We start from the raw sequence: 19529 nt of genomic DNA on the forward strand, positions 1-19529 counted from the left end.
CTCTTTATCCAATCAATTCTGCGACTACCGCGTTGGTCTGCCGCAACCGTTGTTGCGGTTCCGGCATCTGGCGGAAGAACTTGAGCTTGTCGCCACCGTCGAGCTTGAACTCCCGGGGCTTGGTCTGGATCAGTCGGATCAGGTTGGCCGGGTCGATCTTGGGGTTTTCGTCGAACAGGATGCGTCCGCTTGCCGGACCCGCTTCTATTTTACGGATACCGTAGGGTTGGACCTTGAGTTTGAGTTCTGTGATGTCGAGCAGGTTCTTGGCCGGCTCCGGCAGCAGTCCGAAACGGTCGATCATTTCGACCTGCAATTCCTTCAGTTCCTCCGTGTCCTTGGCGCTGGCGATGCGTTTGTACATCACCAGACGGGCATGCACGTCCGGCAGATAATCGCTCGGCAGTAGGGCCAGGATGCCGAGATCGATCTCGGTGCCGTGATCGAGCGGGCGGTCCAGCTCGGGCGCGCGTCCGGCCTTGAGCGCTTGGACTGCGCGCTCCAGTAGATCCATGTAGAGCGTGAAGCCGATTTCGGCGATCTGGCCGGATTGTTCGTCGCCGAGCAGCTCGCCCGCGCCTCGGATCTCCAAGTCGTGGGTTGCCAGGGTGAAGCCGGCGCCCAGATCTTCCATCGACTCGATCGCCTCCAACCGCTTCTTGGCGTCGGCCGTCATGGCCTTGGTCGGTGGCGTCACCAGATAGGCGTAGGCGCGGTGGTGCGAGCGTCCGACACGTCCGCGTAGCTGGTGCAGCTGCGCCAGGCCCAGCCTGTCGGCCCGGTTGATGATGATGGTGTTGGCGCTCGGGACATCGATGCCGCTCTCGACGATGGTGGTGCAGACCAGCAGATTGAAGCGCTGATGGTAGAAGTCGCGCATCACACGCTCCAGATCGCGTTCGCGCATCTGTCCGTGGGCCACCTGGAGTCGCGCCTCGGGGATCAGTGCCTGGAGCTTCTGCGCCTGATTCTCGATCGTTTCCACCTCGTTGTGGAGGAAATAGACCTGTCCGCCACGCTTGAATTCGCGCAGCACCGCCTCTTGGATCAGTGTGTCGTTCCAAGGGCTGACGAAGGTCTTGATGGGGTGACGTTCCACCGGTGGGGTGGCGATGATGGAGAGGTCGCGCATGCCGGACAGGGCCATGTTGAGCGTGCGCGGGATGGGCGTGGCGGTCAGGGTCAGAACGTCCACCTCGCTGCGGAGGTTTTTGAGCTGCTCCTTGTGGCGCACGCCGAAGCGGTGTTCCTCGTCGATGATGGCAAGCCCCAGGTTTTTGAACTTGGTACTCGGCTGCAGCAGCTTGTGGGTCCCCACCACGATGTCGATGGTGCCGTTTGCCAGGCCCTCCAAGATCGCCTTTTGCTCCTTGGCGGTGCGGAAGCGCGATAGGCTCTCGACCTTGATCGGCCAGTCGGCGAAGCGGTCGGAGAAGTTCTCGAAATGCTGTTGGGCGAGCAGGGTCGTCGGTACCAGCACGGCGACCTGGCGTCCGCCGTTGACCGCCATGAAGGTCGCGCGCATGGCGACCTCGGTTTTGCCGAAGCCGACGTCACCGCAGACCACCCGGTCCATTGGCTTGGGCGAAGCCATATCGCTCAGGACCGATTCGATCGCCCGCAGCTGGTCCGGGGTCTCTTCGAAGGCAAAGGCCGCAGCGAAGGAGGCATATTCTTCCCCGCCCTCGGGGCAGGCGACGCCCTGCCGCGCCGCTCGGCGCGCATAGATGTCCAGGAGCTCGGCCGCCACGTCGTGGGCCTTCTGGGCGGCCTTGCGCTTGACCTTCTCCCACTGATCGCCGCCCAGTCGGTGCAGTGGCGCGTTTTCGGGCGAGGTCCCCGTGTAGCGCGAGATGAGATGCAGCGAACTGACCGGTACATAGAGTCGGTCGCCGTTGGCATATTCCAGCGTGAGGAACTCGGCAGTCATGCCGCCGACATCCAGGGTCTGGAGTCCGAGATAGCGCCCGACGCCGTGCTCCTCGTGGACGACCGGGGCGCCCTCGGTCAGCTCGGTGAGGTTGCGGACGATGGCGTCGCTGTCGCGCTCGCGGGTACGTCGGCGCCGTTCCTGGCGCACGCGCTCGCCATAGAGCTGGGTCTCGGTGACGACGGCGATCCCGCTGTCTTCGAGTAGCAATCCCTGTTCGAGCGGGGCGACCGTGAGGCCGATGGGGATGTCGCTCGCGAGGAATGCATTCCATCCGGCGACCTGGCGTGGGCGGATCTCGAAACCGGCGAGATGTTGGGCCAGCATCTCGCGCCGGCCGGTGCTTTCGGCGACGAACAGGGTTCGGCGTTCGGGCGCGGAGATGAACGCCTTCAGCGCCTGGGCCGGTTGAGCCGCGCGTGCCTGGATTGCGAGCGGTGGCAGGAGCCCGGTGGCGAAATTGCCGACGCTCGCATAGCCACGGCGCCGCGTGGCGATCTCGTGCGACTGGTAGTTGACGCCGGAGAGGCCATTGAGCGCCGAGGCGATCTGATCGGGCGCGAGGTAGAGCCCGTTGGGCGCGAGCAAGGGCCGTTCGCGGTCGTAGCGACGCTGTTCATAGCGCTGCTCTACGTTGGCGAAGAAGGCGGCGGCCGTTTCTCGCGCATCCTCTGGCTCGAAGGCCAGCGTTGTGTTCGGCAGGTAGTCGAACAGGGTCGCTGTCTGGTCGAAGAAAAGCGGCAGATAGTATTCGAGTCCGCCGGGCGTTCGGCCCTCGGAGACCTCGCGATAGATGAGACTCGATTGCGGGTCGCCCTCGAAGCTTGCCCGGTAACGCTGTCTGAAGCCGGCGACAGCCTCCTCGTCGAAGGGAAACTCGCGCGTGGGTAGTAGCCGGATGTGCTCGACCTGCTCGCGCGTGCGCTGAGTCTCTGGATCGAAGGTGCGGATGCTTTCCACCTCCAGATCGAAGAGGTCGATGCGCAGCGGTGTTTGGCTGCCCATCGGAAAGACGTCGAGCAGGGATCCGCGCACGGCATATTCGCCGTGTCCCATGACCTGAGAGACGCAGGAGTAACCCGCTCGTCCCAGACGCTGACGCATGGCTTCGAGATCCAGTCGGTCCCCGACCTGGAGTACCAGCGACTGGCGGTCGACATAGTCTCGTGGTGGAAGGCGCTGCATCAGGGTGCCGACTGGGACGATCAGCACGCCCCGAGTGAGGGTCGGTAGCTGATGCAGCGTCAGCAGCCGTTCGGAAATGAGTTCGGGAAGCGGTGAGAAGACATCGTACGGCAGCGTTTCCCAGTCGGGAAAACCGAGGATTGGGAGATCCGTATCGGCGAGGAAGAATCTCAGCTCTTCGCGTAGCCGTCCGGCGGCCTGGACATCTTGGGCGATAACCAGCGCCAGCCCCTCGTGTTCCTGCGCGGCCCGGGCGATCGCCAGTCCGGGGGAGGCGCCGTAGAGGCGTCCCCATAGCAGGCGCTCTCCAGCTCGGCTGGGTCGCGGTGGAGTGAGTGCTGAACAGCGATGGGGCGCAGTATCCGGATGGGCCGAAGCCTCCGGATGCGTCTTGTCCTCCGGGTGCATGGACGGCAATACCTCAAGTCGTCTAATGGGTGGGATTCTCGCATACCGGGGACAGGCGTGCAGTTTGGCCGCTCGTCCGAACGATGGAGTCGGCGGATTTGGACGATGCCGGGCGATGTTCGTTCCTTGTGGTGTACGCCGGCCGCCGTTCGGGCGCGCTGAATTCGATGAAGGTGGGATTTTTCGGTGCTGATGGGCGCCAAGGATGCGGTCGCTGTGTGGGAACCCGCATTGTTCCTGTGCTGTTTTGGACCTATAACTGAGCGGCTGAAGGTTGCAAGCATCGCTCGTCAACCTGATGCCATTGCAGGTTTGTGTCCTGTTCGATCGAGCGGTGCCGGATCCTCGGCGCTCGTCGCTGGGTGGATCCCTGTCAACTGGCTGCGGGCGATGAAAGCGAGTTAGAGTGTACGTGTTTCCTGGCGCTTTTCTGGGGCCAGGCGTCTTTATCATCTAGGGGGCTGGGACCGTTCGGCCCCTTTTCGATTCAGAACCAACAGCGACTTCAGGGCGCAGCCAATGGCCAAAACGATACTTACAGTGGACGACTCTCCGTCAATCCGTCAGATGGTGTCCTTCACCTTGAAGGGGGCCGGGTACTCGGTGACGGAGGCGGTTGACGGCCAAGATGGTCTGGACAAGGCCCGTGCCGGAACTTTCAACCTCATTTTCACGGATCAGAACATGCCACGTCTGGATGGTCTCAGCCTCATCCAGCAATTGCGTGCGCTTCCGCAGTACCGCTCCGTGCCGATTCTGATGCTGACCACCGAATCGAGCGACGCCATGAAGACCCAGGGGCGCGCTGCGGGCGCTACTGGCTGGTTGGTCAAGCCCTTCGACCCGCAGAAGCTGCTTGAGGTCGTCCGTAAGGTCATTGGCTGATCGGGTTGCGGCAACACCCGCAGGGGGAACGGGAATGACCATCGACATGAGTCAGTTCTATCAGGTGTTCTTCGAGGAAGCGAGTGAGCACCTGAGTGCGATGGAAAGTTTGCTGTTGGAGCTCGATGTTGATGCGCCCGATCTCGAAACGCTCAATGCGATCTTTCGAGCGGCACATTCCATCAAGGGCGGGGCGGGTACCTTCGGTTTTTCCGATATGGCGAACGTCACCCACGTCCTTGAGACCCTTCTCGATCGCTTGCGCAAGGAGGAGACGCGTCCGACCGTCGAAATGATCGATACCTTCCTGGAGGCTGGCGACGTCTTGAAGGCTCAGCTGGCGGCGCATCAGGAGGGAGGCGAGTTCGATGACCCCTGTATCGCGCAGGTGTGCAGCACGCTCGACGCGTTGGCGCGGACCGAGGCCGGACTCTCCGTTGCGACCACCGATCCGAACATTCAGGGCTCTGCGGACGATAGGGCGTGGCTGATCGAATTCCATCCTGAGATCTTGCAGCTTCAACCGGGCTCGGATCCCCAGACATTGAAGAACGCGCTGGGTGAGATCGGGCGTCTGGAGGTTCTGAGCGAGGAGCCCTCGGCGCCTTACGTCTGGCGCCTTACGACGCATCTCGATCGTGAGGCCGTGCTTGAGACCTTCGCCTTCGTCTGCGATCTTGAGGACGTTTCGGTCCGTGCCGACGCATCGGACTCTGAGGATGATGGCTTCGGTTTCTTTGAGGGTGCGCCCGGAAGCGGGCATCTGTCGGACAAGACGCCGCCGGATCAGGACGACGCCGGTTTCGGGTTCTTCGCCGGCGCGCCTGGAAGCGAGGTGCTTTCCGATCAGGAGGGCGAGGGGTTCGGGCTTTTCGGCGGCAGTCCGGGGATGGGGGAGGTCGTTGCCGTTGCCGAGTCCGAGCGGGTCGAACAGCAGCGGGGCTATGGTTTCTTCGCGACCTCGCCCGGGGCGCCGGAGCCCAAGGGGGAGACGGCTTCGACGCATCAGGTCGGGGCCGGCGGTCGGTCCGTTTCCGATACCACCTCCCACAAAGGCGTGGCGGCGCCGGCCAAACGTGTAGCGACGGGCGATTCGTCCATTCGGGTCAGTGTCGAGAAGGTGGATCAGCTCATCAATCTGGTCGGAGAGTTGGTCATCACCCATGCCATGCTGGCCGAGTCCGCGTCCCCGCTTGATCCGGTGCTCAATGACCGTATCTTTAGCGGCCTATCCAACCTGGAACGCAACTCCAGGGATCTGCAGCAGGCGGTCATGTCGATTCGCATGATGCCGATCAGCTTCGTCTTCAACCGCTTTCCGCGGGTGGTTCGCGACACGGCGGCGACGCTCGGAAAACAGGTGACGCTCAAGTTGATCGGTGAGGATACGGAACTCGACAGAGGGTTGATCGAGCGTCTGGCCGATCCGCTCAACCATCTGGTGCGCAACAGTATCGATCACGGTATCGAACTGCCCGAACGGCGTCGCGAGGCGGGCAAGCCCGAGATGGGCGAAATCATACTGCGGGCGAGCCATCGCGGCGGGAGCGTCGTCGTCGAGGTGATGGACGACGGTGGCGGACTGAATCGGGACAAACTGCTCGCCAAAGCGGAGGCGCAGGGGATCCCGGTGCCGGACAATCCATCGGACAAGGAGGTTTGGCAGCTCATCTTCCATCCCGGTTTCTCGACGGCGGAGAAGGTCACCGACATCTCGGGGCGCGGTGTTGGCATGGACGTCGTTCGGCGCAACATCGAGGAGATGAACGGTCGTGTCGATATCGATTCCTATCCTGGGCAGGGGACCCATCTCACGATCCGTCTGCCTCTGACGCTGGCGATTCTCGATGGGCTCTCGGTGCGTATGGGCGAGGAGATCTTCATCCTGCCGATGACCGCCATCCAGGAGTCCATTCAGCCTCGCCACGAGCAGTTCAAGTCGATTTCCGGGCGTGGTCGAGTGGTGCACGTGAACGGAGAGTATCTGTCGCTGATCGTGCTGCGTGACATCTTCAATCTCGGCGCGGGACGCGACCAGCAGGATGACGGCATCCTGGTGATCGTGGATACGGCCGAGGGGCGCGCTGCGCTTCAGGTCGATGAGCTGGTGGCCCAGCACCAGGTGGTCATCAAGAGTCTCGAGACCAACTACCGCAAGGTGGAGGGCGTCTCGGGTGCGACCATCATGGGCGATGGACGGGTGGCGCTGATACTCGATGTGGACGCGCTCGTAAGACTCAACCGCAAAGCGGCATGAACCGGGGCCGTGGCTGAATTCGGCTATCGATGGGGTGATCAACATGAATGAAGAACGCAACGACGGCGCTTTGCCCCGCAGCGAAGACTCGCAGGAATATCTGACCTTCACCCTGGGCGACGAGGAATACGGAATCGACATCCTGAAGGTGCAGGAGATTCGCGGCTATGACGCCGTGACCAAGATCGCCAACTCGCCGACCTTCATCAAAGGGGTCATCAATATGCGGGGCGTGATCGTCCCGATCATCGACATGCGCCTCAAGTTCAATCTGGGGCAGGTCGAGTATGACGCCTTCACCGTCGTCATCATTCTCAACATCGCGGGTCGAGTGTTGGGAATCGTGGTGGACGGCGTCTCGGACGTGATCGCGCTGAGTCGGGAGCAGGTCAGGCCTGCGCCCGAGTTTGGCGCCGTGCTGGACACGGATTATATCGATGGGCTCGCGACGCTGGACAAGCGCATGATCATCATGGTCGATATCGAGCGGCTCATGACCAGCAGCGAGATGGGCCTGGTGGAGCAGTCGCAGCTCAGTGCCTAGGCGCTCAAGGAGCGGCGAGGGCATTTTATAGTTGGGGTTTCCCGATTTCGGACAGGAGGTCATGGTGCATGGGGCTTGATGCGTTTCCGTTCTCACCGTCCGGTGTGTCTCTCGGCGCATGAGTGAACGGGAGTTTCTCTTCACGGATCGGGATTTCGAGCGGATCCGCTCGCTGATTTACGCACATGCCGGGATTTCGCTGAGCGCGGCCAAGGTCGATATGGTCTATAGCCGGATCGCCCGGCGGCTGCGGGCGAACGGCCTGACATCCTTCAATGAGTACCTCGGTTTCCTCAATATCAACCCCGAGGAATGGCAGCCGTTCATCAACTCGCTGACGACCAATCTGACTTCCTTTTTCCGCGAGGCGCACCACTTTCCAGTGTTGGCCCAGGTCGCTCTGGATGCCAGGCGTCAAGGGCGTGCTCCGGTCATGCTCTGGTCCTCGGCCTGTTCGACGGGCGAAGAGCCTTATTCGATGGCGATGACCATGATCGACGCCTTCGAGTCCTGGGCGCCGCCGGTGAAGATCCTGGCGACCGATTTGGATACCAATGTCGTTCAGCAGGCGGCGCAGGGCATCTATTCGCTCGACCGGGTCGAAAAGATGCCGGAGGCCGATCTCAAGCGCTTCTTTCAGCGCGGTAAGGGTCCCCACAAGGGGATGGCGCGAGTGCGTCCGGAGGTGCGCGCGTTGGTACGTTTCCATGCCTTTAATCTATTGGAGGACCGCTGGCCTATGAAGGGGCCGTTCGATGCCATCTTTTGTCGCAATGTCATGATTTATTTCGATAAACAGACGCAGGCCAGGATTTTGGCGCGATTTCATCCGCTGTTGCGTCAGGACGGACGGCTCTTCGTCGGGCACTCGGAGAATCTGGCGCATGTCGCGGATCTGTTCCGTCTACAAGGCAAGACCGTCTATGCACCCACCGTCCGCAACTGAGACAGGTCAAGATGCAGCAGCGTTTCGAGGAAGTTCTGGCCCCCAATCTTTACTACGACCGCAATTTCGACATGGATGCGGTCAAGATTCTCCCTGGGGAATATTACGTATCGACCCGTGAGATCCTGATGGTGACCGTGCTCGGCTCCTGTGTGGGCGCCTGTATTCGCGATCGCATCAGCGGTATCGGCGGCATCAACCATTTCATGCTGCCCGACGACAAGCGTGACGAGGACAGCCGTTTTGGGCGCTCGATGCGCTATGGCGACTATGCCATGGAGATCCTCATCAACCAGTTGCTCAAGCTCGGTGCCCGTCGCGCGCATCTGGAGGCGAAAGTCTTCGGAGGAGGCAATGTCCTCCCCGGTTTCAAGAACCACGTGGTTGGCGAGCGCAATGCACATTTCGTCATGGACTACCTGGCGACCGAGGGCATTCCTGTCGTTGCCAGGGATCTTCTTGGGAGTCATCCACGCAAGGTCTATTTCTTCCCAGCGACCGGGCGTGTCCTGGTGAAAAAGCTGCGCAGCCTACACAACGATACCATCATCGAGCGCGAACTCAGCTATAGCGAAGCGTTGCGTCAATCGCGCGTCGAAGGCGATGTCGAGCTCTTCTCATAATGAATGTCGTACCGAAATGGCGGCGAATGGATACTGCTCGAAAGGAGGTCTCGTGTTGGGTAAATTGAAACCCTATTGGCTGCCCCTGGTGATCGCCGCAGTCCTGATTCTACAGTCGCTGGTGTTCCCCGGTTTGCTTCCGTCTTGGCTCGATCCGGTCCTCGTGACCGCCGTCTGGGTGGTGGCGGTGCTTTTGAAAAAGGAGGGGCCGGATTCTGGGACCGCTCAGTCTGTCCCAATGGCGGGTGGGCAGAGCCATCGTCCTAGCGAGCGCGAACTCTGGGATCTGGTGGTCGAAACGGATCGGTTGATCGGACCTCAGATGACGGAACTCCGCGCTCTCGTCGATCAGGCATCTTCGCTGATCTCGCATGCCGCCAGCGATTTGCAGGTGAGTTTCAGTGGTCTGTCCGACGAATCCAAGGCTCAACAGAAACTGGTGCTGAATCTCGTTTCGCGCGGTGCCAGCTCCTCCGACGATTGCAGCAGCGATCAGGTCGATGTCAACGCCTTTCTGTCGGCCAACAGCGACCTGCTGGCCGAGAACGTCGATCGTTTGATCGATATGGGTAAACACAGCGTGCAGGTGGCTCATCAGATCGACGATCTCTCGACTCAGATGAGTGAGATCTTCATCAGCCTGGAAGGATCGAAACGCATTGCCCGCCAGACCAATCTGCTGGCGCTCAACGCGGCGATCGAGGCATCCCGCGCAGGCGAGTCCGGACGGGGATTCGCCGTGGTCGCACAGGAGGTGCGCAAGCTTTCGCAGGACGCCGCCGAGTTCAACGACCAGATTCGCGAGCAGGCGGAGCGGGCCCAGGTCGTTTTCGACGAGACCCGCGACATCGTTGGCGAGATGGCCTCGCAGGATCTCAATGCGTCCATCACGGCCAAGGGCGCGATGGACGATATGATCGTCCAGGTTCAGGGGCTCAATACCATGATCGCCAACGGACTCATCCAACTATCCTCTGTCGTGGATCGCATCCAGGTCAACGTCGACTCGGCGGTGCGTCTGCTGCAGTTCGAAGACATCTCGCGACAGGTGCTGGCGCAGGCCGAGATGCGCATCGATTTCATCGATCGCTTCGTCGCGGAACTCAAACAGATTCCGATGGGGCAGGCTCGCTCGGACGAGGATCTCGCCCAGGCCAAGGCTCGGCTGGAGGTGCTGCGCGAGCAGCTGATTGCGGCGGTTCACCGTCCGGTGAGCCAAACGTCCATGCATGAAGGTGAGATAGAGCTCTTTTGAGGCAACTGTGACCAAACCGATTCGTGTGCTGGTGGTCGATGATTCGGCCTTGGTAAGGAAGATCCTCTCCGAGATCTTGTCCCAGGAGCCGGATATCGAGGTGGTGGGTACGGCCCAGGATCCGTTCGTGGCGCGCGACAGGATCAAGGAACTCAACCCCGACGTTCTGACGCTCGATGTCGAAATGCCGCGCATGGACGGTTTGACCTTCCTGCAGAACCTGATGCGCCTGCGCCCCATGCCGGTGGTGATGGTGTCCTCGCTGACCGAGCGCGGGGCCGAGGTGACGCTGCGTGCGCTGGAATTGGGCGCGGTCGATTTTGTGCGCAAGCCGGGCCGCGATCTCGCCCATGGTCTTGAGGCTTACGGAACGGAATTGGTGGACAAGGTTCGAATGGCTGCGGCTGTGCGGGTGCGTCCGTTGACCGCGCGTTCCAGCCCGTCCCAAGCCGCAGCGGCGGGGGTGGCGATTCCCAAGCCCAAGGCTCCCGCCGGCTGGGCGAGCAATCGCGTTTTGGCCATCGGTGCCTCGACTGGAGGGACGGAAGCGATCAAGGAGGTGCTGCTGGGGCTGCCTCCCGACGCGCCGGGCGTTGTGATTGCCCAGCATATCCCGCCCGGTTTCAGCGCGGCCTTCGCCGAGCGCATGAATCGGCTGACGGGCCTTGTGGTGAAGGAGGCGGCCGAGGGCGATCGTGTCATGCCGGGTCATGCCTACATCGCCCCGGGCGATCGGCATTTGCTGCTGGTCCGCGACGGGGGGCGCTACAGTTGTCGTCTCACTCAGGGCGAGCTGGTGAATCGGCATCGCCCGAGCGTGGACGTGCTCTTTCGATCGGTCGCCCAGTCGGCTGGAAAAAATGCCTGCGTGGCCCTCTTGACCGGCATGGGCGCGGATGGCGCGCAGGGGCTCAAGGAGCTGAGGGATCTCGGGGTCTATACGATCGCCCAAGATGAGGCGACCAGTGTCGTCTGGGGCATGCCGGGCGAGGCGGTGAAACGCGGTGCGGCGGTAGAGGTTGTCCCGATAGGAGGGGTTGCCGACGCGCTACTCAGAGGGGCGGCGGCGAAACGGACGCTCTGAGTTCGTTTCGAATTTGAAGGAGAGCATGAAATGGGCGTTACAGCTAAGGTCGATCAAGACAAACATCTGGTCACTATCATCATCGATGGTCGTTTCGATTTTGCGCAGCACAAGGCGTTTCGCGATGCCTACAAAGACCGGGATCCCAAATCGACACGGTTCCTCGTCGACCTGTCAGGGGCCTCCTATCTGGACAGTTCCGCACTGGGCATGCTGTTGCTGTTGCGCGAGTTCGCCGGAGGCGATCCGTCGCGGGTGACGATCGGGGGCTGTGCGGACGATGTGCGTCGCGTGCTTGCGATCGCCAACTTCGGAAAGCTTTTTACACTCGACTGATGCTTTCGTGATGAGAGGATCGGACCTGCCTGCATCCCAGGCTCGGAGTGCGTCGGCCCCGGCCTCCGCCCGGGGGACGGTCCTCATTGTCTATCCAGATGCGTCCGAGCGCGACCGACTGCGCCGGATCCTCCAGGTCGAGGGCTTTCGGGTCATTCTTGCTGCCGGTGGCGAGGCCGCTTTGCAGCTGTTCGAGCGCGAGTGGCCCGATCTCGTTCTGGTGAATGTCGATCCCGCGAGTCCCGTCGATTTCGAGACCGTGCGACGGATCAAGCAATTTGCCGGTAGGGGGTTTACTCCGCTCATCGTCTTAAGCAACTCGGACGAGGGTTCGGTCATCCTGCGCGCGGCCGAGTCCGGTGGGGACGATTTCATTTCCACGCCGGTGAGTGCGCGGCGACTCAAGGCGCGGATCCTCGTGTCCGAGCGGGTACGCGACCTACACCGAGCCAATGCTGACAGGCAGGCGGTCTTGGCGGCACACCTGGAACGCGATCGCGAGGAGCAGGCGTTGGCCGAACATCTCCTCAGCCACGCGGTGCGCAGTCGCAATGTCGCCATGGATCGACTGGGGCTGGTTCAGCGTCCGGCCGCCATCTTCAACGGCGATTTGATGCTGAGTCAGTTCTTGCCGGACGGCGGGCTGCGCGTGCTGCTGGGGGATTTTACCGGGCATGGTCTTGCGGCGGCGGTCGGGGTGCTGCCGGTGGCGGATGCCTTCCACACCATGACCCGCAAGGGGGTGAGCGATTCACTGCTCCTGGCCGAGATCAACCGCAAGCTCTATCAGTTGCTGCCGGCCGATCGCTTCATGGCGGCCTGTCTCGTCTCCTTACCCGGCAAAGGAGAGGCGGTGCGCTGGTGGAACGGTGGTATGCCCAGCGCCTGGTTGCGAACCCGATCCGGGCTGACCGAACTGACCTCGCATGCGCTGCCGCTGGGAATCCTGCCGGAGCTTCCGGCCCAGGAGATTCCGCGTCGCGTCCATTTGTGCGGTGAGGATCGAATTCTGATGATGAGCGACGGATTGCTGGAGGCGAGCGACCGCGATGGAGTCATGTTCGTCAATGCCGCGTTCGATTCGGTCTTGCATTCCTGGCAGGATAACGCCCCCATTCTGCCCAGGCTGATTGACGCGCTGGATCAGCATTGCCAGGGGGCGGAGCAGTTGGACGATATCGCCGCATTGGAGATACCACTCGATCCGAGTCTCCTGATGCCCGACCTTGGGCGTGAGACGGCCTGTCCTAACACCGGCTGGTGCTGGTCGTTGGATCTTGAGGGCGCGCGACTGTGCAATCAGCCGACGCTTGAGTCGGCACTCAGGCCGTTGGGGTTCCTGGAGGGTTTGGAGATGCAGCAGGGGGTGCTGGAGACTATTTTGGCCGAACTCTTCACCAATGCACTCGATCACGGCGTCCTCAAGCTGGACTCCCTTATGAAGGTGACCCCAGAGGGTTTCGACGCCTATTATCGCGAGCGTTCCAGCCGGTTGGCCTCGGAGGTCAGCGGTATGGTCTCGATCCGAATCGGCTACGAGCCCGGCCCGAATGGCGGTGGCTCGGTTCGGATGTGCGTCCGAGATTCCGGGGGCGGGTTCGACGAAGCGGAGATCCAGAATCTGTGCCAGGCCCCGCTGTATTCCTGGGGGCGCGGCATCATGCTCCTGAGACAGCTGTGCGAATCGCTCGTCTTTCGCTGTAATGGCTCCGAGGCCGAGGTACTCTACCGCTGGTAGCGTGTCCGGCTGTCGTTCGAGCCATCGCCCATTCTTTCAGCCTTGGTTGGAGACCATCCAATGTCGTCGGTGAGCCTTCGAGATGGACGCCGAAATCAGGGCGTTGCTGTCGGTCCAGGCGTGACGCGACGCAGCTCGGTTTTGACCGCCATCAGCGATTCGGAGGTTCGTCGCGAACTGGTCGAGATGCTGCGTGCCGAGCGTTTCGATCCGCTGGAGTCCGATAGCGGAGAGGCGGCGCTTGCGCTGTTCGAGAGCGCTCGACCGGACCTCGTTCTGGTGGCCGTCCAGATGTCCGACATGAGCGGCCACGATGCCACCCGATACATCAAGGCGATGGCGGGAGCGGATTTCGTGCCCGTGATACTCGTCTGCTGCGCCCACGACGAGGAGAGCCTGACACGCTGCATCCAAGCGGGCGGCGACGACTTCCTGGTGTGGCCCTTCAGCGCCGGCTTGCTCCGGACCCGAATCCTCGCCATGAACCGCATGCGCGGTCTGCATCGCGCCGTCTTCGCCAGCTGTGCTCCGCTCACACAACGCCTGGAGTTGGAGCATCAGGAACAGGCGCTGGCCGAGCGGGTCTTCAGTCGCGCGATCGGAAATCGCAACGTGGTGGCCGATTCGCTATCGCTGGAGCAGCGAGCCGCCGCCATGTTCAACGGCGATCTGGTGCTGACCCAGCACCTTCCTGACGGCGGTCTGCGCATGCTGATGGGGGATTTCACCTTGCACGGCCTGGCGGCCACGATCGGGGCGCTACCGGTCGCGGAGGCATTCCATGCGATGACGGCCAAAGGGGTCTCGGACGACGAGGTTCTGGAGGAAATCAACCTCAAGCTGCATGCGTTGCTTCCGCCGGGTCGTTTCATGTCGGCCACACTCATCTCGATCCCGAGCAGCAGTCAGTACCTCTACTGGTGGAATGGCGGCATGCCCAGTGCCTGGCTGCGTACGGCGGAGGGGCTCTATGAGTTGTCCTCGCACGCCCTTCCGCTGGGTGTTCTGCCCAAGCTGGGCGATGGCGACGTGCCGCGTAAGATCAGCGTTAGGCAGGGCGATAGTCTGCTGGTGTTCACCGATGGCCTGCTCGAAGCGAGCGATACGGCTGGGCGCCGCTTCGAGGAGGTGTGTCTGCGTGGCGTTCTCGATGATTGGCGTCATGGGGATCGGGTCTTTCCAGGTCTGATCGAGGCGCTCGATCGGCATTGCACCGGCGCCGATCAGGCCGATGATATCGCTGTGCTCGAAATTCCGATCGAGACGTCCATCTTCTCCATCCCTGAACCGGTTTGGCGCAAACTTCCGTTTGGTGGTTGGACTTGGTCGGTCGAGTTGCGCGACGGGCGCTTGGGCGCCATGCGCTCGGTGGATTCGCTGCTGCGTCCGCTCGGATTGCTCGATGGACTGGATACACACGTGCCGGCCCTCGAGACGATTGTCGCCGAACTCTATTCCAATGCGCTTGAGCACGGAATCTCCATGGCCCCTTTGGCCGTCAAGATTTCGCCGGACGCACTCGCCTCCGGCGAGTTCTCGGTTTCGGAGGCAGCGAATGGTGCGCCCCGTTCCGGCTGGATCCGAATCGAGATTCGCTATCTGCGATACGCAGACGGCGGGGCCTTCGCAGTCAGTCTGAGCCACGGCGGGAAGGGATTCGAGTGCCAGGGCGACTCGGACGGGAACTGCCTTCCGCCGCGACCCTGGGGTGAGGGGCTCGCCTTGCTTCAGGGTTTGTGCGAGTCCCTCAATTACAGTGAGGGGGGGCGCCGCGCCGATGCATTCTACCGCTGGAGGTCCTGATCATCGGCGCCCTGATTCCGTCCTATTGAATGATGAAGCCGGTGAAATAGATGGCGCTGACCACGACGCGTCCGGTCTGATTCCCCAACGCTTCGCGCAGCTTCGACAACAATTCGGCGCGCAGATCGTCTCTTTGTTGCGTCGTCTGCATCTCATCGGCCGAACGTCCGCCCAGCAGGCTGATCAGCCGATCGCGCACGAGCGGCATATTCTTTTCGAGCAGGGCGGCATCCTCTGCCGTGTCCACTTGGCATTGGATGTCCACTTTCAGATACTTCGCACGCCCCGAAGGGTCGAGATTGACCACGATGGAGGGGTTGAGCGGAACATAGCCAGGATAGTCTGAACTCGCAGCTTCCTCGCTTGCTTGGCCGAGTGCGGGAAGAAGGCACAGTAAAAGGATTGGCAAGAGGCTGAATCGATGGTGGGTAAGGCTCATTCCAGTCTGTCCGTTTGAAGTGTTCCGATTTGAGTGGGTTTGGTTCGGCCCGATGGCCCGACTCGAGCGCGGCTCCGATCGTTCATCATACCTTGGTGAATGATTCGTTTCCGCCAAAGGCGCCACATTGGACGCCATCTCGACGTGGTCGCGTCAGTCCGCCGAGGTGTGATGGCGTGAGCATCGAGCGTTTAGACATGATGCCTGCTGAATGTTTGGTGTATCGGCCACCGTTGGAACCATGATTCAAGAAGAGATGTCCACGCTGCGAATGGGTTCGCGAAAACCGAACACCACAGAGGCGATGCGCCAGGTCATCGCGGAGGTCCGAGTGCGGATTCCGTTCGATCTGCCGCAGGCGCGGCTCTGTATGGGAAACTGCCACGGGTGCTCGATGAAGCTGCTCCAATTCCTCGACGGTGAGTTGGAGTCCTGGGAGCGTCGTCTCGACGGCGGTGAGCGGCCGGGATTCGAGGAACTCTCGAACCTTGTTCGTACCGCGAGAAAGGTACATCGGGTTCTGGAGCGAAATGGGCTGACCGGCGACCAGGCGCCGCCACCGGCTGGACGCTCCTGATATCCAGCACGGCATTGCACCGATGCGATGCGTTCCTCACCGCAGCGACGACAGGGGCGTCCTTGCGGGGAGACCGCCTCAGATGCCGGATAGGCGTTGCGCCTGGATCTCGACCTGTAGAACCCCATCGGTGCAGCGCTCCGGATCGCCGACGCGTGCCGCGCGTTCCAATGCCTCGATCGCTGCATCGAGTGCGGGGACCCCGCAATACTGGGTGGCGCCTCGCATCTGATGCGCGTACTCGGCCAATCCAGGCCAGTCGGATTCGCCGAGCGAGTCGCGTAGTGCGTCGAGCTCGGCGGGAAGTCCCGACATGAGGGCGTGCAGCAGCTCGGTGGACAGCTCGGCGTCACCGCCGGCGCTGGTCAGGGCCGCAGACTCGTCACGGGCTGGCAGCATGTCGAACCTAGAGGCAGGATCATTGGTGTGCATGAGGGAATCCTCTTTGCAACCGGAGTGATGGAATTAAACGGCATCGAATGCCTTGGGTCCAGACGTTGGAAGGTACGTTCGTCCGATGGTGATTCCAATGGTTCGGGCTCGAAGCCAAGGCATTCGTTATGATGCACGTCTTCGACCGCCGTTCGCTGTGACCTTGGACGACGGTTGGAACGGAAAAATTTCGGATACGAACGACGAGAAGCCGCCATGTCCAACCCGAGCCCCGCATTTCCGACCATCGAGAACTGCATCGGTGATACCCCGCTGGTCCGTCTGCAGCGTCTCCCCGGCGAGACCGACAATCTGGTGCTCGTTAAGCTCGAAGGCAACAACCCGGCGGGCTCGGTCAAGGATCGCCCGGCGCTGAATATGATCCGGCGCGCCGCCGAACGCGGGACCATCCGTCCGGGGGATCGGTTGATCGAGGCGACCAGCGGCAACACCGGGATCGCGCTGGCGATGGCAGCGGCTATCATGGGCTACCGCATGCGTCTTATCATGCCGGAGCACATGAGCGAGGAGCGCCGGGGGTTGATGAAGAGCTTCGGCGCCGAGATCGTGCTCACTCCCAAGGAAGGCGGCATGGAGGCGGCCATCGATCTCGCCAACGCGATGGAGACGCGCGGGGAGGGGATAAGGCTCGATCAGTTCTCCAACCCTGACAACCCGGCGGCCCATTACGAGACCACCGGTCCCGAGATCTGGCGCGATACGCGGGGACGCATCACCCATTTCGTCAGCTCCATGGGCACCACGGGCACGATCATGGGGACGGGGCGGTATCTGAAGGAGTGCAACCCGGCGGTTCAGATCATCGGGGTGCAGCCGGAGGAAGGCTCCAACATCCCCGGCATCCGGCGCTGGCCGGAGGCCTATCTGCCGCGCATCTACGATCCCAAGGGGGTCGATCGCATCATCGACGTCTCACAGGGCCGGGCCGAGCAGGTCGCCCGCGATCTGGCTGCGCGCGAGGGCATCTTCGGCGGCATCTCGTCCGGTGGCGCCATGGCGGCCGCGCTGCGTCTCTCGGCCGAGGTCAGGGATGCGGTGATCGTCGTCATCGTCTGCGATCGCGGCGACCGCTATCTGTCGACCGGGGTCTTTCCCGTCTGAGCAACGAGGTCGCGGTCCGATCGTCTCCCGTGCCTTTCGGGATGCGTGCGCCTCTCAGGGGCCGGATAGAGGCCCCGAATCAACCTGTCTGCAACCGACGCAGATGAAACCGCAACTGACTTAACGAACACTGACTGATACCGTGTCGAGAAAACGCAAACCCCTTCCGCAAGAGCTCGTCGAGGTCGACATCGAGTCCCTCACCCACGAAGGCCGTGGCCTGACCCATATCGACGGCAAGGCCGTCTTCATTGATGGAGCACTCCCCGGTGAGCGGGTGCGGTTTCGGTATCAGCGTATCCAGCGTCGGTATGACGAAGGCGTTGCGGTCGAGGTGCTGCGCGCCTCGCCGGATCGGGTCGAACCCAAATGCCCCCATTTCGGCGTCTGCGGCGGATGCAGTCTCCAGCATCTGAGCGCGGAGGCCCAGATTCGCGTCAAGCAGGACAGCTTGGAGGATGTCTTCACCCGCATCGGTAAGGTTGCGCCCCAGCGTTGGCTGTCGCCCCTGACGGGCGATCACTGGGGCTATCGACGCAAGGCGCGCCTGGGTGTCCGGCATGTCGCCAAGAAGGGCAAGACCCTGGTCGGCTTTCGCGAGCGCGGCAACTCTTTCCTGGCCGATCTTAGCCGCTGTGAGGTGCTGCACCCCAAGGTGGGCGAACGTCTGGAGGCGATCGGCGAGGCGATCGACGCCCTGAGCATTCGCGATCATGTCCCTCAGGTCGAGGTCGCCATGGGCGACGGACCCTGCGTTCTGATCTTCCGGGTGATGGAACCCTTGAGCGCCTCCGATCTCGCCGTGCTCATGTCCTTCGCCGAGCGCGAGGATTTCCACGTCTATGTTCAGGATGGCGGCGTGGACAGCATCCGCCCCCTGCCCGGACAGGGCATCGATCTGCACTACACCTTACCCATGCAGCGGGTGCGGCTGGAGTTCCAGCCGACCGACTTCACGCAGGTCAATCTGGAACTCAATCGGGTCATGATCGACCAGGCGCTGGATCTGCTTGAGCTCCAGCCCGATGACCGGGTGCTGGATCTCTTCTGCGGTCTGGGCAACTTCACCCTGCCGCTGGCCCGCCAGGCCGGGTTCGTCGTTGGCGTCGAGGGCGAGGAGGGGCTGGTGAGGCGGGCCGAGTCCAATGCCGCGCAGAACGGCATTGCGAATGTTCGCTTCCATACCGCCAACCTCTATGGCGAGCTGACCCAGCAGCCCTGGATGGACGAGCGTTTCATCAAGGTTCTTCTGGATCCACCGCGTAGCGGGGCGCTGGAGGTGCTCGACTGGCTGCCAAAACTGGGTGCCGAGCGCATCCTCTACGTGTCCTGCTATCCGAGCACCTTGGCCCGCGACGCCGACCGTCTGGTCAACGATCTGGGCTATGAACTCCGGGCGGCGGGCGTCATGGATATGTTCCCCCACACGGCGCACGTGGAGTCCATGGCCCTGTTCGAACGGGCGAAATAACGCGGATTCAGGAGCCGAGTCCATGGCCGTCGAGATCGAACGTAAATTTCTGGTCCGGGGAGCGAGCTGGCGTGATCGGGTGCTCTCCGAGACGCGCCTGCTGCAGGGCTATTTGAGCGCGTATCCCGCGCTCACGGTGCGGGCCAGGATCCGTGGCGAGACGGCCTTTCTGACCCTCAAGGGGCGGACTCAGGGGATCTCGCGCGCCGAGTTCGAGTATCCCATTCCGGTCGCGGATGCCGAGGTCATGCTCCGCGATCTGGCGGTCTCGCCACTGATCGAGAAGACCCGCTTTCGAGTCGCCTGTGGCGATCACATCTGGGATCTGGACGTCTTCGCCGGCGAGAACGCCGGTCTGGTGCTGGCCGAGATCGAGCTGGAGTCCGAGGACGCTCCCTTCGAGCGACCGGACTGGCTGGGCGAGGAGGTCTCGGACGATCCGCGTTATTACAACGTCAATCTCGCCGGCCATCCGTTCAGTCGCTGGTGAATCC

General features: G+C 62.1%; 17 protein-coding genes. 14 read left to right on the forward strand and 3 right to left on the reverse strand.

The window, feature by feature from the left end; translation table 11 throughout:
* Positions 1 to 4 precede the first annotated feature (4 nt).
* The gene (gene mfd, locus ACFSJC_RS04000; protein WP_386023553.1) at positions 5 to 3523 is read right to left on the reverse strand and encodes a transcription-repair coupling factor; all 3519 of its coding nucleotides are present in this window, start codon (positions 3521 to 3523) and stop codon (positions 5 to 7) included.
* A gap of 519 nt (positions 3524 to 4042) precedes the next feature.
* Here mfd and ACFSJC_RS04005 point away from each other — a divergent pair.
* The 10 genes from ACFSJC_RS04005 to ACFSJC_RS04050 all read left to right on the forward strand — a co-directional run bounded on the left by ACFSJC_RS04005 (position 4043) and on the right by ACFSJC_RS04050 (position 14994).
* Positions 4043 to 4408 carry a response regulator gene (locus ACFSJC_RS04005; RefSeq protein WP_386023556.1) on the forward strand — a complete coding sequence of 122 codons (366 nt, stop codon included), beginning with the start codon at positions 4043 to 4045 and terminating at the stop codon, positions 4406 to 4408.
* 34 nt (positions 4409 to 4442) lie between these two features.
* Positions 4443 to 6665, forward strand: coding sequence for a chemotaxis protein CheW (locus ACFSJC_RS04010; RefSeq protein WP_386023559.1), 2223 nt, complete (start codon positions 4443 to 4445; stop codon positions 6663 to 6665).
* Between the two features lie 43 nt (positions 6666 to 6708).
* The gene (locus ACFSJC_RS04015; protein WP_386023562.1) at positions 6709 to 7209 is read left to right on the forward strand and encodes a chemotaxis protein CheW; all 501 of its coding nucleotides are present in this window, start codon (positions 6709 to 6711) and stop codon (positions 7207 to 7209) included.
* A 118-nt stretch (positions 7210 to 7327) separates the two neighbouring features.
* Positions 7328 to 8155, forward strand: coding sequence for a CheR family methyltransferase (locus tag ACFSJC_RS04020; protein WP_386023565.1), 828 nt, complete (start codon positions 7328 to 7330; stop codon positions 8153 to 8155).
* Between the two features lie 11 nt (positions 8156 to 8166).
* Complete coding sequence (gene cheD / locus ACFSJC_RS04025) at positions 8167 to 8778, forward strand: chemoreceptor glutamine deamidase CheD (RefSeq protein ID WP_386023568.1); 612 nt, start codon at positions 8167 to 8169, stop codon at positions 8776 to 8778.
* 565 nt (positions 8779 to 9343) lie between these two features.
* On the forward strand, positions 9344 to 10033 hold the full coding sequence (locus ACFSJC_RS20015) for a methyl-accepting chemotaxis protein (protein ID WP_417852010.1): 690 nt from the start codon (positions 9344 to 9346) through the stop codon (positions 10031 to 10033).
* Between the two features lie 7 nt (positions 10034 to 10040).
* Positions 10041 to 11117, forward strand: a complete 1077-nt coding sequence (locus ACFSJC_RS04035; RefSeq protein ID WP_386023572.1) for a protein-glutamate methylesterase/protein-glutamine glutaminase — start codon at positions 10041 to 10043, stop codon at positions 11115 to 11117.
* A gap of 30 nt (positions 11118 to 11147) precedes the next feature.
* Entirely contained in the window at positions 11148 to 11453 is a 306-nt protein-coding gene (locus ACFSJC_RS04040) for an STAS domain-containing protein (RefSeq protein ID WP_386023574.1), read from the forward strand.
* 10 nt (positions 11454 to 11463) lie between these two features.
* A complete protein-coding gene (locus tag ACFSJC_RS04045; protein ID WP_386023576.1) occupies positions 11464 to 13191 on the forward strand; it encodes an ATP-binding SpoIIE family protein phosphatase in 1728 nt (575 codons plus the stop codon).
* 60 nt (positions 13192 to 13251) lie between these two features.
* Positions 13252 to 14994 carry a PP2C family protein-serine/threonine phosphatase gene (locus ACFSJC_RS04050; RefSeq protein WP_386023578.1) on the forward strand — a complete coding sequence of 581 codons (1743 nt, stop codon included), beginning with the start codon at positions 13252 to 13254 and terminating at the stop codon, positions 14992 to 14994.
* Positions 14995 to 15016: 22 nt separating this feature from the next.
* Here the strand turns inward: ACFSJC_RS04050 and ACFSJC_RS04055 are convergent, their stop codons facing one another.
* Positions 15017 to 15433 carry a flagellar basal body-associated FliL family protein gene (locus tag ACFSJC_RS04055; protein ID WP_386023580.1) on the reverse strand — a complete coding sequence of 139 codons (417 nt, stop codon included), beginning with the start codon at positions 15431 to 15433 and terminating at the stop codon, positions 15017 to 15019.
* Between the two features lie 256 nt (positions 15434 to 15689).
* Here ACFSJC_RS04055 and ACFSJC_RS04060 point away from each other — a divergent pair, with 256 nt between their 5' ends.
* The gene (locus ACFSJC_RS04060) at positions 15690 to 16010 is read left to right on the forward strand and encodes a hypothetical protein (protein ID WP_386023583.1); all 321 of its coding nucleotides are present in this window, start codon (positions 15690 to 15692) and stop codon (positions 16008 to 16010) included.
* Positions 16011 to 16088: 78 nt separating this feature from the next.
* On the opposite strand, the gene ACFSJC_RS04065 is transcribed toward ACFSJC_RS04060, so the two are convergent.
* Positions 16089 to 16442, reverse strand: a complete 354-nt coding sequence (locus ACFSJC_RS04065) for an Hpt domain-containing protein (RefSeq protein ID WP_386023585.1) — start codon at positions 16440 to 16442, stop codon at positions 16089 to 16091.
* Positions 16443 to 16658: 216 nt separating this feature from the next.
* Here ACFSJC_RS04065 and cysM point away from each other — a divergent pair, with 216 nt between their 5' ends.
* The 3 genes from cysM to ACFSJC_RS04080 all read left to right on the forward strand — a co-directional run bounded on the left by cysM (position 16659) and on the right by ACFSJC_RS04080 (position 19525).
* Positions 16659 to 17564: a cysteine synthase CysM gene (cysM, locus tag ACFSJC_RS04070; RefSeq protein WP_386023588.1), complete on the forward strand. Its 906-nt coding sequence runs from the start codon at positions 16659 to 16661 to the stop codon at positions 17562 to 17564.
* A gap of 142 nt (positions 17565 to 17706) precedes the next feature.
* Complete coding sequence (gene rlmD, locus ACFSJC_RS04075) at positions 17707 to 19035, forward strand: 23S rRNA (uracil(1939)-C(5))-methyltransferase RlmD (protein WP_386023591.1); 1329 nt, start codon at positions 17707 to 17709, stop codon at positions 19033 to 19035.
* Positions 19036 to 19057: 22 nt separating this feature from the next.
* Entirely contained in the window at positions 19058 to 19525 is a 468-nt protein-coding gene (locus ACFSJC_RS04080; RefSeq protein WP_386023595.1) for a CYTH domain-containing protein, read from the forward strand.
* Positions 19526 to 19529 lie beyond the last annotated feature (4 nt).

It is taken from the genome of Thiorhodococcus fuscus (genome assembly GCF_042682685.1).
Taxonomy (GTDB): Bacteria; Pseudomonadota; Gammaproteobacteria; order Chromatiales; family Chromatiaceae; genus Imhoffiella; species Imhoffiella fuscus.

What these genes read in the sequence shown, in the direction of transcription:
- mfd (WP_386023553.1), bottom strand. Translation starts at nt 3,523, where the DNA reads ATGCACCCGGAGGACAAGACGCATCCGGAGGCTTCGGCCCATCCGGAT.
- ACFSJC_RS04005 (WP_386023556.1), top strand. Translation starts at nt 4,043, where the DNA reads ATGGCCAAAACGATACTTACAGTGGACGACTCTCCGTCAATCCGTCAG.
- ACFSJC_RS04010 (WP_386023559.1), top strand. Translation starts at nt 4,443, where the DNA reads ATGACCATCGACATGAGTCAGTTCTATCAGGTGTTCTTCGAGGAAGCG.
- ACFSJC_RS04015 (WP_386023562.1), top strand. Translation starts at nt 6,709, where the DNA reads ATGAATGAAGAACGCAACGACGGCGCTTTGCCCCGCAGCGAAGACTCG.
- ACFSJC_RS04020 (WP_386023565.1), top strand. Translation starts at nt 7,328, where the DNA reads ATGAGTGAACGGGAGTTTCTCTTCACGGATCGGGATTTCGAGCGGATC.
- cheD (WP_386023568.1), top strand. Translation starts at nt 8,167, where the DNA reads ATGCAGCAGCGTTTCGAGGAAGTTCTGGCCCCCAATCTTTACTACGAC.
- ACFSJC_RS20015 (WP_417852010.1), top strand. Translation starts at nt 9,344, where the DNA reads ATGGGTAAACACAGCGTGCAGGTGGCTCATCAGATCGACGATCTCTCG.
- ACFSJC_RS04040 (WP_386023574.1), top strand. Translation starts at nt 11,148, where the DNA reads ATGGGCGTTACAGCTAAGGTCGATCAAGACAAACATCTGGTCACTATC.
- ACFSJC_RS04045 (WP_386023576.1), top strand. Translation starts at nt 11,464, where the DNA reads ATGAGAGGATCGGACCTGCCTGCATCCCAGGCTCGGAGTGCGTCGGCC.
- ACFSJC_RS04050 (WP_386023578.1), top strand. Translation starts at nt 13,252, where the DNA reads ATGTCGTCGGTGAGCCTTCGAGATGGACGCCGAAATCAGGGCGTTGCT.
- ACFSJC_RS04055 (WP_386023580.1), bottom strand. Translation starts at nt 15,433, where the DNA reads ATGAGCCTTACCCACCATCGATTCAGCCTCTTGCCAATCCTTTTACTG.
- ACFSJC_RS04060 (WP_386023583.1), top strand. Translation starts at nt 15,690, where the DNA reads ATGTCCACGCTGCGAATGGGTTCGCGAAAACCGAACACCACAGAGGCG.
- ACFSJC_RS04065 (WP_386023585.1), bottom strand. Translation starts at nt 16,442, where the DNA reads ATGCACACCAATGATCCTGCCTCTAGGTTCGACATGCTGCCAGCCCGT.
- cysM (WP_386023588.1), top strand. Translation starts at nt 16,659, where the DNA reads ATGTCCAACCCGAGCCCCGCATTTCCGACCATCGAGAACTGCATCGGT.
- ACFSJC_RS04080 (WP_386023595.1), top strand. Translation starts at nt 19,058, where the DNA reads ATGGCCGTCGAGATCGAACGTAAATTTCTGGTCCGGGGAGCGAGCTGG.